The organism is Butyricimonas sp. Marseille-P3923 (assembly GCF_900184685.1).
Lineage (GTDB): Bacteria > Bacteroidota > Bacteroidia > Bacteroidales > Marinifilaceae > Butyricimonas > Butyricimonas muris.
Genome location: NZ_FXXL01000006.1, coordinates 1,125,741 through 1,141,837, shown reverse-complemented (window position 1 = coordinate 1,141,837; position 16,097 = coordinate 1,125,741). Strand labels below are relative to the sequence as shown.

Genomic DNA, 16,097 nt, shown 5'->3' with positions numbered 1-16,097 from the left:
GATGCAATATACTGCTTCAATTTGTCATTGTTCATGACAGCAGCTAGTATTCCGCAGGGAAGCCATTCATCTGCAAAATTCTTTTTAAGAAAAGACGCTTCTCAAGAAAAGCAATTACACTCTCCTTTACACATGAGGCAGAACATTTGTTCTTGCAGAAAATCATGCAGTCATACGTGTAACACACAAATCTATGACCTCGAGATTCCAACCCTATGTCCAACATTGCTCAACAAAGGACTCAAAGGGCTCTCTTGGACTATACCCTGAACACGGTCTTCGTGATAATCGCCTAGCATTACCCCACAAAGCAAGTATTTATGGATGAAAAAATAACACGTTCCTCCTAACTGCACGCAACAAACCTTCTATCAACTTGCCGTGATTGACTGTGTCTAAGTATTTTTCAAAATCCAATCAACACAATATTTATAGGTATGTTAGGGACTTGCACCCATTAGAATATACCCATGCTAAACGAACTAAAAAACTCCCTCAAAGCCATATTACGCTTTGAGGGAGCTATATAATTTAATACCGTGACCAAGTCCAGCCTTTTGAATCTAACAATCCAGAAGGAATTTCGTCTTGATAGATCACGGTACCACCATTCCCTTCAGGCAAAGTTAAACACATATTAATCATTTCTGATAGCCCGAGACCACAGCTATAACAATTCAAGCTGGTCAATGCAGTACATCCCTTAACACTCAAGGACGTGAGTTGATTAGCACTACAATTCACATATTCCAAAGCAGAACATCCTACAACATTCAACGTCGTGAGAGCATTTCTATCACAATACAGAGAAGTCAAAGCAGTACATGCACTGACATCCAAGGACGTGAGGTTCTGATTACCACTACACTCCAACTTTGTCAATGCCGTACATTTACTAAGGTCTAAGGTAATGCAACCTATTTCGCTACAATACAGATGAGTCAAAGTTGAGAACATACTGACATCGAAAGAGGCAAGCGAATTACCACCACAAGACAAATAGGTCAAAGAAGTATTTGCACCCAAATTCAATTCAGAAATTCCACTGTAAGCACACTCCAAGTAGACCAAACCCGTACTTGCGCTAAGATCCAATTTAGAGAACTTATTTCCAGCACAATATACGGTATCCAGAACAGCATTCTCACTCAGCCCCAAAACCGTAAGTTGATTATTTGAACAATTCAGGTAGCTTAATTCTGTCTGTATACTACAATCCAATCCAGAAAGTTCATTCTTCTGACACTTCAAAACCTCTAAATTTACATTTTCACTAAGCCCCAAATCCGTGATTTGATTCTCAGAACAGTCCAAATAAGTCAAAGCCTCATTCAAACTAAGATCCAACTCGGTAAGTTGATTCTTGTTACAAGACAAATAAGTCAAATTCTTAAAATTCTCAATTCCCTCCAAAGATGCGATGCCTAATTCTCCACACTCTATCTTCTTTACCAACATAGCCTCTTCAACGCTGATTGCGCCATCACTATTCGTATCGAAGTTTTTAACTAAATAGGCCTTAAAAGCATCATCAGCAATAGATACAAGTACAATACTTGTACTATCTCCAGGCGCTGTTGGTTCCTCCGGTTCCTCAGGAACAACCTCGTCAGATTTAGAACAACTAGCGAAAACAACGAATAAGATTGTGACAAACACCAAAAACAAATCTTTTCTTTTCATATCTTCTAATTTTAATATTAATAAATGTGATTACTATGTCATTCCCTCATTTCTCCTCCAATAAAAAATCCCTCACATAAATCCCTCGCTCCTCCTCCTTTGCCTTGACAGCCATCTTCCTTCCCACAGCCCTCACCCGCTCTCGGTCTTCTATCCGCCACAATCCTCCTGCCTTATAAAAGGCCGATGTTATTCCCCACAAATCACGCTCTGTCAACTCATCCACAAACCGTTCCAACGCTTCTAGCATTTTCGTCGGATTCTTATGCTCACGGGCACGAGCAAAAGCACATTGTGCCAACACCTTCTCACACTTATCCTCTGCCAGCAATGGCGCATGCTTCTCGATCTCCTTCACAATTGTCTCGTCATACTTCGGCGGCCGGATAATATTCCCCGCATACACCCGGTACAGATAAGCCTCGTACTCCCCCGCAATTTTATTATCCACCCATTTCTTTCCTACCCCTTCGTCAAACCGCTTCTTGTGCTTCAAGATAAACTTAAAATGCTCCGACTCCATCGGCGCCACCTCCCAATTCTCATACAACACCCAATACTTCCTCTCAAAATGCTTCTCCTCCGGCAACTCCGCCAACAAACGATTAGCAACCCCCACCGCTTTCTCATACTCTCCCCCTTTCGTCAGCACCCCCACGTATGCAATCACCTCATCCTCTGTCATCTTCCCACTCGCATACTTTTTCCCCAACTCCTCGTACGACAACTCCTGCCCAATTCCCTTCTCCACCTGCTCGATAAAAGCATCCAGACTGCATGAACCCGAAAACCGAGTAGCCAATGTCTCATTGCTCTTAAATACTAAAAACGTAGGATACGACGTCACTTTCAACAGCTTAGCTAACTCTAGACCTTCCCCCTTCTCCATATCGATCTTCACCGCCACAAATCGTTCATTAAAATACTCCCCCGCCTTTGCCTGCGTAAACACCTCCTCCGACATCATCTTGCACGGACCGCACCACGTCGTATAACAATCCACCAATAAATATTTCCCCGCTACCCGAGCCTTTGTCATTGCCTCCTTAAAACTTATCTCCTCAAACCTAATCCCCTGTGCAAACAACATACATGGCAGTATCAGCACCATTACGAACATGATAACCTTCTCTTTCATTTTACAAACTATTTATTTTACCAAATATTAGCCACTGCTACAATTCTCTTAAACCCATCAAAGACAACTACCCCCGGAAGTTTTTCCCAATCATAAAGAATATACCCGGTTGCATTTGTACCATTTCCGGTAGTTGTCCAATGCAACTTCCCTTCAGTCCCGTTCCATGTCGTAATAAGCAATCCACATTCCCTAGTCGTCATTTGGTTAGAAGCATCCAGAGAACCTTTATGAAGCCAAAGTTTCTCAATCGGATCCTCCGGATCATAGAACTCATTATAAGATAATTTACCTGCAATATTCCGGTTGATTGTATAGACCTTATCCGGAGTCGCATACCATATATAATTCGCCTGTTTACCAATAGCAAAAGCCACCGCATGCTCTATGTCGGGTGCATTCGACAAATCATACCACTCCCCGGGGTTATCTCTATTCAACGTACAGAAATAATATTTTCCCTCCTTCTCTAACACAAAACGAAAATCATGCACCCCAAAGGTCTCTGCTGCAACAGTTTTATATCCCTTCAAATTATTCGGGTCAAACGCTGCACCGATAGCCACCGAATCGGCATAAGGTTTAGGTGCGTTATAATCCACGTAATCATTTATATTTACCCGATAAAACCTCCCGTCCTCCTCGCTCAAAAAGACCAACCGCTCAGCTCCAGCAAGTTGTGAGGGAATACGACATCCCTCATCCATCGTTAAAGGAAGACCGAATTTACTAATTACAATATCTCCATTTCTCTCATTAAGACGCTTATACAATTTCCCATCGATAATACAAAAAGCACTCACATCGTGCCAAGTACCTAATTCTACATAATTATCAATATTCAACACGATATCCGGATCATAAAACAACTCCTTCCCCTCTGCTATAACATCAAAATTATAAGTATCCATACGGAAAATACGGTTATTATCGGTAAATCCGTGCATATAATCCACCAATTCTGCACCCTTATATAACTTCTGATGGAAGATATTCTTCACCACCCCATCAAACTTCTGTCCCCCGTGCGTACGCGAATAAATATTACGGTTATAAGTAGTAGGCTTATCAGCCATGGTATTCATAAAACAACGGTCCCGAACTACTGTAAAATCAGAAGTTTGCTCATCCTCCGTGTCAATCACCACCATACCCGAAGGTACTTCCGAATGCACCGTGAGTAACCATTTGATTGTGGCAATCATCCCCGTCTTCTTATGCTTCACTCGATACCACAAAGGAAAAAACTTATACTGCGGCGTCCCAAAAATATCCACAACCCAGTCCAAATCTTTCTGCGTAGAAAGCACAATATAATCGCCCATGCCTGCCGCCGATCCTCCTTCCATATTCAATCCCAAACGCCACTCATACTCAAAATCCTCATCCGTCGCCCCCTCAAACACAATTTTCGGATGAATAGACAACAACGCATCTCTACTTACACGTAACTCCATCGCTCCATCCGACACTCCAGTCGTGTCGATGAAAATCTCGGGCAACAACTCCTCCACATAAATACTTTTATCTTCATACGAACAGGCAAAAAACAAACCGACTAGCAAGCCTACCCAACCATATTTTAAACTTATCTTCTTCATCGCTATTCTATTTGATATTAATACATCGGTCGAACAATAGTTCCTTTGTCATCTCCGTCATCATGCACCATCGGTGTCCCGTGTTCTTCGTTATACGCTCGCACATAATCACCGAATTTCCGTCCTAATACTCGTAACTCTTCACGAGTCATCCCTATAGGAATTTCACTCAGACCGGTCACTTGAATAATCGTCTGGTAAACAATCGTACTATACTGATCACAAAAGAAGGTACGCATTCTTTCCCAAGTAGCCGGCTTCACCAATCGCCGCACCCACGTGATATCCATCTCCACATTCGGACGCAACCCCAATTCAAAATCATCCGATGGCACCAACTTGATACACACTTTCAAATCCTCTTCCAACAATCGGTCGCTATTTACCAGTTCAATGCCGAATTTTCCGTATACTTCCCCTGCCTTTACTACCCCGCCCAAAATCCGGTACTCATCAGGAGTAGCCGTCGTCCGTCTCTCTTCATCCTTCACTCCGACCGAATCTTCCACCACAACCCCTGTCACATACCGATCATAATCCGCCATATCTCCCCCAATGGCAAGTTCCACCACCAAAGTATCCAAAGGCCTTGCTTCATACGTATACCCTAAAAAAGAGATATACGAATCATGCTTTTGGAAACTCACAAAGTTTCCACCGTGATATGATACCAACGGCTCCTTTTCACAAGACGCCAACAAAAACAAACCTCCTGCCAAAGCTATGCTAGCTATATATTTATTCATTGACATATTTATAAAATTAAAAAAATAAACATTCATCCCATCAATAATACTCTGCTTCCGTCTCCGGCCAAGGAATTACATACTGCACATCCGTCATCGTTTTATTTATACCAGGAATGCTCTCCATGCCCAAACGTTTGTAATAAAAAAACTGAATCCCTTCACCGATAAACTCTTTACGATACTCTTTTGTAATCTCAGCAATAATCTCAGCATCCTGCAATCTCGCCGCACTCAAAGTACGGTTAATATTTCTTACCTCTCGGATCTCGTTTAAAAGCCTTGCAGCTCGCACTCGATTATACAACTCCGAGGAAGTCATCAAACACTCTGCCATGATATAATACACCTCCGGCAAACGCATCAACATCGTATTTTCCCGAAACATTGCATTTTTTATCTCCGTCGGTTTACGATTCTTTAGAATAGAATAATTCTCCCGATTATAACCTTCCCCCTCTAATGCTTTCAAGTAACGATAGTCCAACTGTAAATCCGGCAACTCAAACCGTTCTGTAACTGAAGCAGATGACAAATAAAGCGTTGCACTACCCACATCATTCGCACCAAACACACCACCTGTCAACTCACCCAAGCCCTCCACATTCACGGCAAATATCCATTCTCCCCGCATATCAGTCTCCCGATCCCACCACTCCGCAGCATTAAAAGAAGTTGCATAAACCAACATAGTCAACGTCTCTTCCGTATTTCCTTGTGCATGCAAGTAAATGTCCTCCGTCAACGCAAATGCCTCCTGCTTATCTTCCTCCGTACCCCTCCACATCAGTACGCGCGCAAGTAACAACTTTGCCGCATAATAATTCATCCGGTTGCTACGCAAAGAGGGCGTGGAAGTCAGAAAACCTTCGAAGTACAACCTCTCGTAAAAATTCTCGCCCCGCACATTCCTCACCGGATCCATCTCCAGATAAGCAATCGATTGCCTTAAATCCTCTATAATAAACTGTAACGTCTCCCCGTACGTATAGCGAGGCGGCAATTCCTTTCGGTACTCCGTCTGGTACGGAATACTCAACTCTTTCAAATACTCCGGATGCTTTGCCAGATTTCCTTTTCCATGCATCCGCAACAAATCGAAATGCAACATCGCCCGCACGGCCAGCATTTCCCCCTTCACCAACGAGTCGATAGCAGGTACCATCACACTCCCTCTCTCTCGCTCCCATTTCAGCAAATTGTTGATATTGGCTATTGTATTGTAAGCAGCTCCCCAAACACTACTAATTGTTGAAGACACAGTGCTCGAAGTATAATTATAATCAAAATAGTCCTTATATGCCGAAGAAGCCACCAACTCGTAATTCCGTCCTAAAAACTCCACATACCCCCACGTCAAGTTCTTCCCGTAAAGAGCCTCCTGCCCCAACAAAGTATATACCCCGATTACAGCATCCATAAATCCCTGTTGATCTCGAAACTGGTCCTCATTCGCAATCTCCGTATCCGAAGCCACTGTCAGCCACTTCTGGCACCCCGCCAAAGCAAAACTGCAAACAGTCAGCAACACAAATAATCTTCTTTTCATATCATTTCCCATTTATCATTCGTTACTAAAAAGTGGCCGACAACTGCAAAGAAACCATATGCGCAAACGGATAATCGATCCCCCGCTCCACGCCCATCGACGACCATTTATAAACATCATTCACATACACCGAAAAACGCATACGCTCCATCCCTAAATGTTTAATCCACTTCCGGTTGAAATCATAATACACCGACAACGAACCAATATCTAACTCCTTCCTGTCTTGCACAAAACGTGAGGTTGTTCGCGGCGTCAACTCAGGATAAGCTCGTGAATCAGGGTCATACATAGTTCCGCGATAAGGAACGCCCGGTATCCTTCGCAAAAAATATACATGATCGCCCGGCTTCATCCACCCCTCCGTCAACACCCTCCGGTCCACATTATTCTTGATATCCACTACATCCACCTTCGTTACCAATGTCCGGTTGACCATCTGTCCTCCACCCAAAAAACGACAACTCACGCTCAACCCAATCCCCTTATACTCCCCCGACAAACCGAAAATACCGCGATACTTCGGGTCACCAACACCTAATACTATTCGATCACCTTCACTATACACAAACGTACGGGAACCGTCTTTTCCCCGAAATAATTCAAGTCCGGTAGCCGGATCCACTCCATACGAGTAAACACCCTTGATTGCACTCATATCCTCCCCTTTCGTGTATTCCTCCGACATTTTCTTCATATCATCCGATACCGTTACCAATCGATTCTTGTTATGAGCAATAGAACCATTCAAACGCAAATATCCCTTCCGTGACTGCCACACTGTATATGCCAGATACACCTCCACGCCCTTGTTCCGCACGCTTCCCATATTCGTAGCAACCGACTCAAAACCTGTCGAAGGAGAAATCGGCATGGTAGAATTACGGTTTTCCGTCAACGAATTATACAAGTCTAAACGTACATTCAAATTAAAAAATTCAGCATCAATCCCCACATTGTAATCCATCCGCTTCTCCCACTTCAAATCAGGATTCTCCATATTCTGCAAGCGGCTACCCACCATACTGTCATAAAAACGTCCCAACTCATACTGATAAACAGCTATTGAGTTATTCTGCCTAAAATTTTGGTTACCTGTCAACCCCAATGAAGCACGTAACTTGAAAGTCTCCAGCCACTCCCAACTCTGCGCAAACTCCTCCCGGTGCATATTCCACCCCACGCCCAAACTCCAGAACGTACCCCAACGATTATTGGTTCCGAACATGGACGCAGCATTCGCCCGATAAGTAGCATCGAGTAGATACCGGTCTTCATACGTGTACGAAAACATTGCCAATATACCCAAATCACGACTGATACGCGTAGCTCCCTGCGGACGAGTATCAGCATACTCCTGAGCAAACATAATATCATCCATCCGCTCTGACGGAAAACCTACCGTATATTGGATGACTTCCCGGTTTTTAGTCTCAGACAAATTATACCCCGCATTCACGAAAATATTATGCTTATCATTAAAAGTCCGAGCATAATTCAAATTGATATCACCCGACAATGTTGTCTCTTTACCATTATTTACCTCATATCTTCCCCTCTTCAATACCTTCTTCTCATCCTTAAATATGGTATGTGTTCTCGAATAATAACGATCCGCATCGTTCACCTTATACGAAAAACCGAAACGTCCCCGTATGCGCAACCCCTCTACCACTGTCCACTCCATATTAAAATTATTCGATAAAGACGAATAAGATGACAATAACTTCGTATTCGACAACCCGTTACTCAAGGGATTGGCATTTCCGTTGCTCAACTCTTTTTTCAACGTACCGTCACTCTCGTACGGATACTCGTACGGATTTAACACGGCATACTCTCTAAAACTTCCGTACGGCGAATCCGAGGACTTCGTCCCATTCACATGCAAATTATTTTGGAAACGAAACTTATTATTGTAATTATAAGCCACATTCACTGCACCTGAAAGTACCCGTCGATCCGATTTCTTCATTACCCCCTTGTTGTCATTATACGAAAAATTCAGCGACATACGCAAATCATCCTTACCCAACTCAACATACAGCGAATGTTGCTGCCCGTAACCGAAACGCACCGGTTTCGATAACCAATACGTATCCAGTCCCGAAGCCACCTGCCTTCTCAACGTCGCATAGCGCGCTACTTCCGAATAGCTGTCATCATCGAACACACCACCATTATACTCCACATCCAACTTCTCCAATGAATGAGCCAAATCATAACTCGACAAATCAGGCATCTGCAAATCTATACTACCCGTGTACGTAATGCGCGGCTTTGTTGAAGTTAATTTCCTCGTCTCTATCACTACCACTCCGTTTGCAGCCTTCGACCCATACAATGCTTTTGCCGCAGCATCCTTCAAAATCGTCAATGACTCCACCAAATTCATATCCAAGTCAAAAATACGCTCCGCACTCGCCTCGAAACCATCCAAAATAAACAACGGCTGATTTGGCTTATTGTCATAATTTCCTTTCAAGTCCTGCACTGGCAGCCCCTCCTGTGTCCCCGTACGCCCACGCATCATCATATCTGGTAGCACATTCGGGTCCGAACCAAAATCCAAATTATCCATTATATACAACGTCGGGTCCAAATTCTTCAAACTTGCAAATACATTTTGATTACCCACCATTCGCAATTCATCACCCTTTACCGACACTGCTGCTCCAGTATAACTTTCCGCCTTTCTATTTACAACACCAGTCACCACGACTTCCTCCAAATTCTCCTCTATGGGAATTATACGAAAATCTATCTTATCTTTTCCATTGATCTTAACCGTCTTTGTTTCATAACCAATAAAAGAAACCCGCAACACGTCATCCGGCTTTGCGGCTATCGTGTAACGTCCTTCAACATCAGAAGCAACCCCCTGCGTTGTACCCACAACCATAATTGTCGCTCCGGCAACAGGATTCCCATTCTCATCCACAATTCGACCACTGATCTGAATTAATTTCACGTTCAGCTCCGCCTTCTGCTTTTTTATAACAACTGTCTGTCCTGTGATATTGTATGTCAAACCTTTCCCCCGCAGCAACGAATCCATTGCTGTCCGTAGCGAAACATCTTTCAACAAAAGCGACACATCTTTCACGTGTTCCACATCCGGTGCGTTAAACACGAACTCGTATCCCGTCTGCTGACGCAAACTCTCGATAACTTTCACAAATGTCACGTGTTTCAGATCGAGACTGACTTTGGGCTCTGTCTGCCCCCACACACGGGTGTTGCCACCGCATAACAACCCGCCGATTAGAAAAATCGTTTGCAATAGGAAAATAAATTTCCTGTTTGGGCTCGTCCCAAACCATTTTCGTCGATTTTTTTGCATAACTTTGTACTTGACTTATTTAATGAATAATTCAGCCTTAAAGCGAGAGATGTTCGCGCATCTTTTGCTTTTTTTATTGCTGTCCTACAATCACTTTCTTTCCATGTATTGTGTATTTTATTTTTCCGGTCAAAGCCACTTTATCCAATACCTCCTCCAGTGTCTTGCTCCGCTCCACGTATATATAATAACGATCGGTTTTCAAATGCCCCGATTCGTACTCCACTTCCATATCATACCAACGGGAAAGTTCATTCATCATATCTTCCAAGGTCACATCCTTGAACACGAATTCCCCGTTCTTCCATGCCAGCACTGACACCAAATCAGCCTCTCGTACAGTCAGAGCACCACCACCTGCCACACACTGCTGACCGGGATTCAATATCAAAGAATCCGAACCTGCCGCCACGCTCACTCGCCCCGTAACCAATGTCGTCGAAACATCGTCTTTCCGGTAAGCATTCACGTTGAATTCCGTTCCTAACACTTTTACCGTTACCGCTGCCGCCTCCACCAGAAAAGGACAGTTTTCGTCACGAGCAACTTGAAAATACGCCTCACCCTGCAAATATACCCTACGTTCGTCCGATTGAAATTCATCGGGGAAACGAATTCTGGATTCCGAATTTAATATCACCCGCGTACCGTCTGCCAGAGTCAACTGGTATTCCGCTCCCCGGGGAACAATCACTTCACTATAGGTTATCTCTTTCTTATCAGACTCTAGCACCTGCTTTTGTTCCAACTGTTTCAATCCATTGTTCTTTACCTCGAAACCCGGCACCTTCAAGGTAGTATTTTCACCCGTCTTAACGACATGAGTTGTACCATCAGACAACACCAAGCGAACACCCTCTGTCTTAGTCATCTTAACCATTGGTGATACTTTCGGTTCTCCATCCATTATCAAACGGACACCGAAAAATACCCCGACAACAACAGCTGCCCCGGCAATCCATCCCACCACACGGCGAGATATAAACCGATGCTTCCGTGTCCGCTGCCTCACGGTAAGCCAAGCCCTTTCAATTTCTTCCCGGGACAGGTCATTCACCTCCTGCCCCTCCCGGTAGAAAGCCTCGGCATCTTTACAAAAGCGTTCTCGTTCTTTGTCCCCCCCTTGCCATTCCGACACTTCCTGTTTTTCCCGCTCGGAAGAATCACCGAGAGCCATTCGCTTTATTTTTTTCCACTCGATTTCCATGATTCATCATTTGCTTTACATGTATAAGACGACACACTTTAAAACCGGGGGACAAAATTCTCCAACTTTTTTTCAAATTAATTTCAAAAGCTACAAGCAGAGCAAAAAATTTTGGCTAAAAAAATAAAACTACCTCCCAATGCCCTGACTTATTAGAGCCGATACGCCTAATGAGACCTTTCTCTTTTAACGTCGCCATAATGCGCTCACCTTGTCGTAAAGAAACCGAGAGCGCTCCTGCAACTTCTTTCGCAGTTATTCGACTATTAATTCGAATAAGCTCTAATGCACGTTGTTCATTTATACCGACATTTATACCGACATTTATACCGACATCGGAACGAGATTCTATACCTTCGTTCTCTATTGAACCCTGATAATTACGAATTGTTTGTTCAAGATTGTGGATATGTTCATCAAACATAAAGTTACGGAACAATTCAATATTATCATTCTCACGCGTAGCAATAAGAGCTTCAATGTATTCAGCTTTACGCTCTTTATTGATATTTGTCGGGATAATCTCAAATTCAAACTGTAACTGATTCATTAATAAACGAGACATCCTGCCATTACCGTCAGCCCACGGATGAATAGTTACCAAATCAAAGTGAGCATCAAAGCTCAATTTGTAGCACTCAATAACATTCGCCTTTGATAGAGTTTTTCGTCTCTGATTTATACTTTCACAAAGTTCCGCAAGCTTTGTAGGCACCTTTGAATAATTCATATAGGAATACCCCCCGGCTCCTGCCGTAACATTCAGTAAACGCAGCTCTCCATTGGCTGACGAAAATTCACCTAAAGCAGTTTGATAAGTTGTCCCTGTATTTTTCAAAACGATAGAAGATAGCTTCTTAAGCATCGCAACCGTAATATCGCTATGGCTCTTTGCAAAGTCTATCGATTGCTCGTATGCCGCTTTGAGGTCTAAATTCATCAACAACTCAGCCATTGAGCGACCTTTGGCACTAATACCTTCGTCAAATAGAAGTTGGTTTTCAATCTCAGTGACCGTTGAACCTTCAATAGCCGTCGAATGGGTAATAAGAGAATACAGATAGAATTTATTGTAATCTATCTGCTTATCGATACCCAACTCCTTAAATTGAGCCAATAAGGATAATAATTCTTGTTCTCTGGTCATGATACCCCCCCTTTCTGTGCAAACTCTTCACGTGAATATCCAAGTGCTTTGTTCTCACATATTCATTTATCGGTAGATTATCTATATTCGATACTTTTCGGGTACGAATATAGTGAATATTTTTTAAATAACACCCCCAAAGATAGCATTTGGAAAAATAAGCATCAACAGAAAAGAATCATTAAAACTTTATAAGGCACGGATTCGCGCAAATATTTGTACGCTCTTTTAATATAGGTATGAACGGATTCTTCCGTAATATCCAGTTCTCGCGCTATTTCCTTGTAATTCATTTTTTGGAAAACCTTCAATTCCAACACTTTTCTCTGCTGTTCCGGCAATCCTTGCATACATTGTTTTACCTTGTCCAGTAATTCTTGATTATCCTCGTACTCCACCGTACCGGAAAAAATCAAAGCCTCAGCCAATTTCTCCTTGTTGGCATCAATCACTTGCAGATGTTTTATATAATCAAGGCAGCCATGCTTCACGGATGAATAGAGATAGCTTTTCAAACGGGTATCCGCGGGCAATGAAGGTGCGGCAGACCAAAGGGACACGAAAGTATCCTGCACCATATCCTCCGCTAAATTCTTATTCATCAAATAGGCATAAGCCAACCTGTAGAGGCTGGGATAATAGGTTTTAAAGATTACCTCGAAGACCTCATGCGATTGATTTCTCAACCCGTTGACCAAGTATTCATTCACGTCTCCAATTTCACGCACGGCACAATAGCTTAATATTGGTCAAATGTAAATAAAATATTGATTTTTCATCTATTCTTGGAATACTTTTAACACGAATTTTTCGGCAAGGTAAACCAAAATGTAGAACCTTCGCCTTCTACCGAGTTCACCCCGATTTTCCCACCCAGTCTTACCACGATACTCTCGCAAATGGAAAGTCCCAACCCCGTGCCTTGTTGGAAGGGATTCAACTTGACGAAACGCCCGAACACTTCTCGCGTTTTATCAGCAGGAATCCCACAGCCGGTATCGGAAACAAAGAAATAGATTTTCTCATCGTCCAACATTCTATACCCAAAACGGATATATCCTTTTTTGGTAAACTTTATCGCGTTCGTGATCAAGTTATTCATAACCTGCATCAATCTGTTGGCATCCGAGTAAATTGTACATTCCGGCAGGCGTTCCGTGAATTCAACGGACACCGCGTCATTCTTCAGGCGTAACCGGGCTGTTTGTTCCATTTCTACCAGTAACAAGTTAAGATTTACCTTAGAATAAACGAACTCGAATACCCCCGCCTCTATCTTTGACAAATCGAGAATATCCCCAATCAGTTGCAATAACAGGGTATTATTACTCTCGATAATCTGTATATACTCTTTTTTCTCTTCTTCGTCCACGGTTTCCGCCAACACGTTCGAGAACCCGACGATAGCATTCAACGGAGTACGAATCTCGTGACTCATGTTAGCCAAAAAGGCCGATTTCAAATGATTCGAGATTTCTGCCTGTTCTTTCGCCTTCACGAGATCCATTTCCAATTTCTTGCGGTCATCAATGATTATAGAACCTCCCACTAACATGCTCGGTCGACCGGATTCATCCCGTTCCCCCACGATAACAAAACTCTCGAACCAATAATAAACCGGGTCCTTGATGGAAAATGAAGCCCGATACTCTTCTTTTATCACATCCACCCGTCCCCCTAGCAAATCGTCATACGCCTTCTGAATCAGTTCTCGATCATCCGGATGCACTCGCGACTGGCTATCCGCTTCCGACATTATTTTCTGATCGCTCCCATCTTCAATATATTGATTTGAAATATAGGCAGTATTGTATTCCACCGTGTGTTTCCGAAGATCCCAAGTCCAAGGTATCAATCCGGTTGCATCCAGTACCAAATCATATTGCCGGTTCAATCTTTCCAACGACCGCTGGTATTCCCGGGAAGCCAATGAAGCAAAATATTCATCCGTCCGATCAATGAAAAATACATCCCACACCCCTTTTTCAGTACTGGGGAAAGTCAATTTATCAAAATATCGCGTTTCATTGCCTTCCCCGGGGAAAACAAAAGAAGCCAACCGTCCGGATTCCTTATCCATCATGTAATCCAGCAACTGATTATCCACGTCAGCTTCCGATAACCGTTTACCCACAACCTGCTCCCGTGTCGTTTTGAACACGTTCTCGAAAGTAGAATTCACGTCCAAGAAAATGAAGTCGGAAATATGTCCTTCCTTATCCGGCAACAACTGTTTTCTCACGTAAATCACAGGCATATTATCCACGAGACAGCGATATTGTGAAAGTAATTGATACTCGCGGGTCTTTTGTTTCTGTCGCTGCAACAAAAGATGAAAACGCATTAAAATCAGAGCCCCGAACAGGATAATTACAGCAATAGCTATCACGAAATAGATCTTATAGCGCTGGAAAAAATCCAATGGCATCTGGTAATATACCGCATCTTGGGGAAATAAATCCGGCTTTACCCCGTGATGCACCAAATGATGATAATTCAGATACGCACGAGGTTTTCCCCCGTTCTGAACCGGTATATCACGGGCAGCTTTACCACTCAATATTTCCTTAACCGCAGCAACCACTGTTTGCCCGAATTCCGAAGAAGAAATAAAATAACCACCCGCGAAGGTTCCCGTATTCATATCCATCTCGGACAAAGTAAAAACAGGTGACTTCGAGAAACCATAAATTATCCTCTGGAGATTATCTCCCAAGTACCGATTATCCCCTTGCTGACGTCCCATGAACCAAGAATAATAAATAACTCCCACCCGTTCATCATAGAGCATCAATGAATCCAGCAGATTCTCTGTCGTGATTTCTTGAGAGGAAAGTAACTCTAATTGCAAGTATGGAAAGCTCTCGTTTATCACCTGACACACCTCTTTACGTATCATCGAGCTAATATACCTCCCGTCTGAAATAAATGCGACCTTATTCATACCCGGCAATAACCCTTGCATCAACTCCACCATCTCTTTTATAAAAGAAGGCTGCTTCAAGATTGTCACGTTATACGAACGGATCATCTCCTCCGTCGGCACAAATTCCACCTCATTATTCAAATCACCCAAAAGCAAATCCTCTAATCGAGAAGGCATCGAATCCCTAGAAAAACAAATAACAGTAGGCACATCCCTCCACTCCCGGTCAAACAGAGAACGACACAACAGCCACGCGGGATCCCCTATACACACGACAGCCTTGGGCGGCTTCGTGTATTTCCGCGATAAATCCGCCTTCTTCAAATCCGCCTCTTCCAGCGTTTTTATCATTGGTATCAACAACTCCTCCGCCCGAACCTCTATCTTTTCCGAAGAAACATCAGCCAGCACTTCTTGATACAAATTATTTGCCCATGCCTCGTTAAAATTTATCGAGTTCAAAATAAGTATATAATCTTTCTCTCGTGTATCTCCCGCGAATACATTAATACACGAACAAAAAAAGATAAACAATGCCGATATTCTCCTCTTCATAGCTAAATAATCCTACACTAAGCCTCAAAGCTACGAAATAATCATTTATATCCTGCATTGAAAACAACAAAGTTTTAGATTTCTTTAGAAAAGAGAAGTGATTCATGAATAATAACTAATCCCAAAAACTCAAATCAAAAGTCTATAAGTTCCATCAAGCCTTCAACAATAACAATATGCCTACACGTTAAATGTTATCGTA

General features: G+C 42.9%; 10 protein-coding genes. All 10 read right to left on the bottom strand.

Annotated elements, in window-relative coordinates; genetic code table 11:
* Nucleotides 1-531: 531 nt before the first annotated feature.
* Nucleotides 532-1,683 carry a leucine-rich repeat domain-containing protein gene (locus CS948_RS10375; protein ID WP_099291606.1) on the bottom strand — a complete coding sequence of 384 codons (1,152 nt, stop codon included), beginning with the start codon at nucleotides 1,681-1,683 and terminating at the stop codon, nucleotides 532-534.
* A gap of 46 nt (nucleotides 1,684-1,729) precedes the next feature.
* A complete protein-coding gene (locus CS948_RS10370; protein WP_099291605.1) occupies nucleotides 1,730-2,821 on the bottom strand; it encodes a thioredoxin family protein in 1,092 nt (363 codons plus the stop codon).
* A 17-nt stretch (nucleotides 2,822-2,838) separates the two neighbouring features.
* Nucleotides 2,839-4,422, bottom strand: coding sequence for a PKD-like family lipoprotein (locus CS948_RS10365; protein WP_099291604.1), 1,584 nt, complete (start codon nucleotides 4,420-4,422; stop codon nucleotides 2,839-2,841).
* A 17-nt stretch (nucleotides 4,423-4,439) separates the two neighbouring features.
* The gene (locus CS948_RS10360) at nucleotides 4,440-5,168 is read right to left on the bottom strand and encodes a DUF4843 domain-containing protein (RefSeq protein WP_176555006.1); all 729 of its coding nucleotides are present in this window, start codon (nucleotides 5,166-5,168) and stop codon (nucleotides 4,440-4,442) included.
* Nucleotides 5,169-5,208: 40 nt separating this feature from the next.
* Nucleotides 5,209-6,717, bottom strand: a complete 1,509-nt coding sequence (locus CS948_RS10355) for a RagB/SusD family nutrient uptake outer membrane protein (protein WP_176555005.1) — start codon at nucleotides 6,715-6,717, stop codon at nucleotides 5,209-5,211.
* Between the two features lie 25 nt (nucleotides 6,718-6,742).
* A complete protein-coding gene (locus CS948_RS10350; protein WP_176555004.1) occupies nucleotides 6,743-10,000 on the bottom strand; it encodes a SusC/RagA family TonB-linked outer membrane protein in 3,258 nt (1,085 codons plus the stop codon).
* Nucleotides 10,001-10,133: 133 nt separating this feature from the next.
* On the bottom strand, nucleotides 10,134-11,267 hold the full coding sequence (locus CS948_RS10345) for a FecR family protein (protein WP_099291600.1): 1,134 nt from the start codon (nucleotides 11,265-11,267) through the stop codon (nucleotides 10,134-10,136).
* 115 nt (nucleotides 11,268-11,382) lie between these two features.
* The gene (locus CS948_RS10340; protein ID WP_099291599.1) at nucleotides 11,383-12,414 is read right to left on the bottom strand and encodes a Fic family protein; all 1,032 of its coding nucleotides are present in this window, start codon (nucleotides 12,412-12,414) and stop codon (nucleotides 11,383-11,385) included.
* A 164-nt stretch (nucleotides 12,415-12,578) separates the two neighbouring features.
* Nucleotides 12,579-13,142, bottom strand: a complete 564-nt coding sequence (locus CS948_RS10335; protein ID WP_255301952.1) for an RNA polymerase sigma factor — start codon at nucleotides 13,140-13,142, stop codon at nucleotides 12,579-12,581.
* Between the two features lie 68 nt (nucleotides 13,143-13,210).
* On the bottom strand, nucleotides 13,211-15,895 hold the full coding sequence (locus CS948_RS10330; RefSeq protein WP_099291597.1) for a PAS domain-containing protein: 2,685 nt from the start codon (nucleotides 15,893-15,895) through the stop codon (nucleotides 13,211-13,213).
* Nucleotides 15,896-16,097 lie beyond the last annotated feature (202 nt).

What these genes read in the sequence shown, in the direction of transcription:
- CS948_RS10375 (WP_099291606.1), bottom strand. Translation starts at nt 1,683, where the DNA reads ATGAAAAGAAAAGATTTGTTTTTGGTGTTTGTCACAATCTTATTCGTT.
- CS948_RS10370 (WP_099291605.1), bottom strand. Translation starts at nt 2,821, where the DNA reads ATGAAAGAGAAGGTTATCATGTTCGTAATGGTGCTGATACTGCCATGT.
- CS948_RS10365 (WP_099291604.1), bottom strand. Translation starts at nt 4,422, where the DNA reads ATGAAGAAGATAAGTTTAAAATATGGTTGGGTAGGCTTGCTAGTCGGT.
- CS948_RS10360 (WP_176555006.1), bottom strand. Translation starts at nt 5,168, where the DNA reads ATGAATAAATATATAGCTAGCATAGCTTTGGCAGGAGGTTTGTTTTTG.
- CS948_RS10355 (WP_176555005.1), bottom strand. Translation starts at nt 6,717, where the DNA reads ATGAAAAGAAGATTATTTGTGTTGCTGACTGTTTGCAGTTTTGCTTTG.
- CS948_RS10345 (WP_099291600.1), bottom strand. Translation starts at nt 11,267, where the DNA reads ATGGAAATCGAGTGGAAAAAAATAAAGCGAATGGCTCTCGGTGATTCT.
- CS948_RS10340 (WP_099291599.1), bottom strand. Translation starts at nt 12,414, where the DNA reads ATGACCAGAGAACAAGAATTATTATCCTTATTGGCTCAATTTAAGGAG.
- CS948_RS10330 (WP_099291597.1), bottom strand. Translation starts at nt 15,895, where the DNA reads ATGAAGAGGAGAATATCGGCATTGTTTATCTTTTTTTGTTCGTGTATT.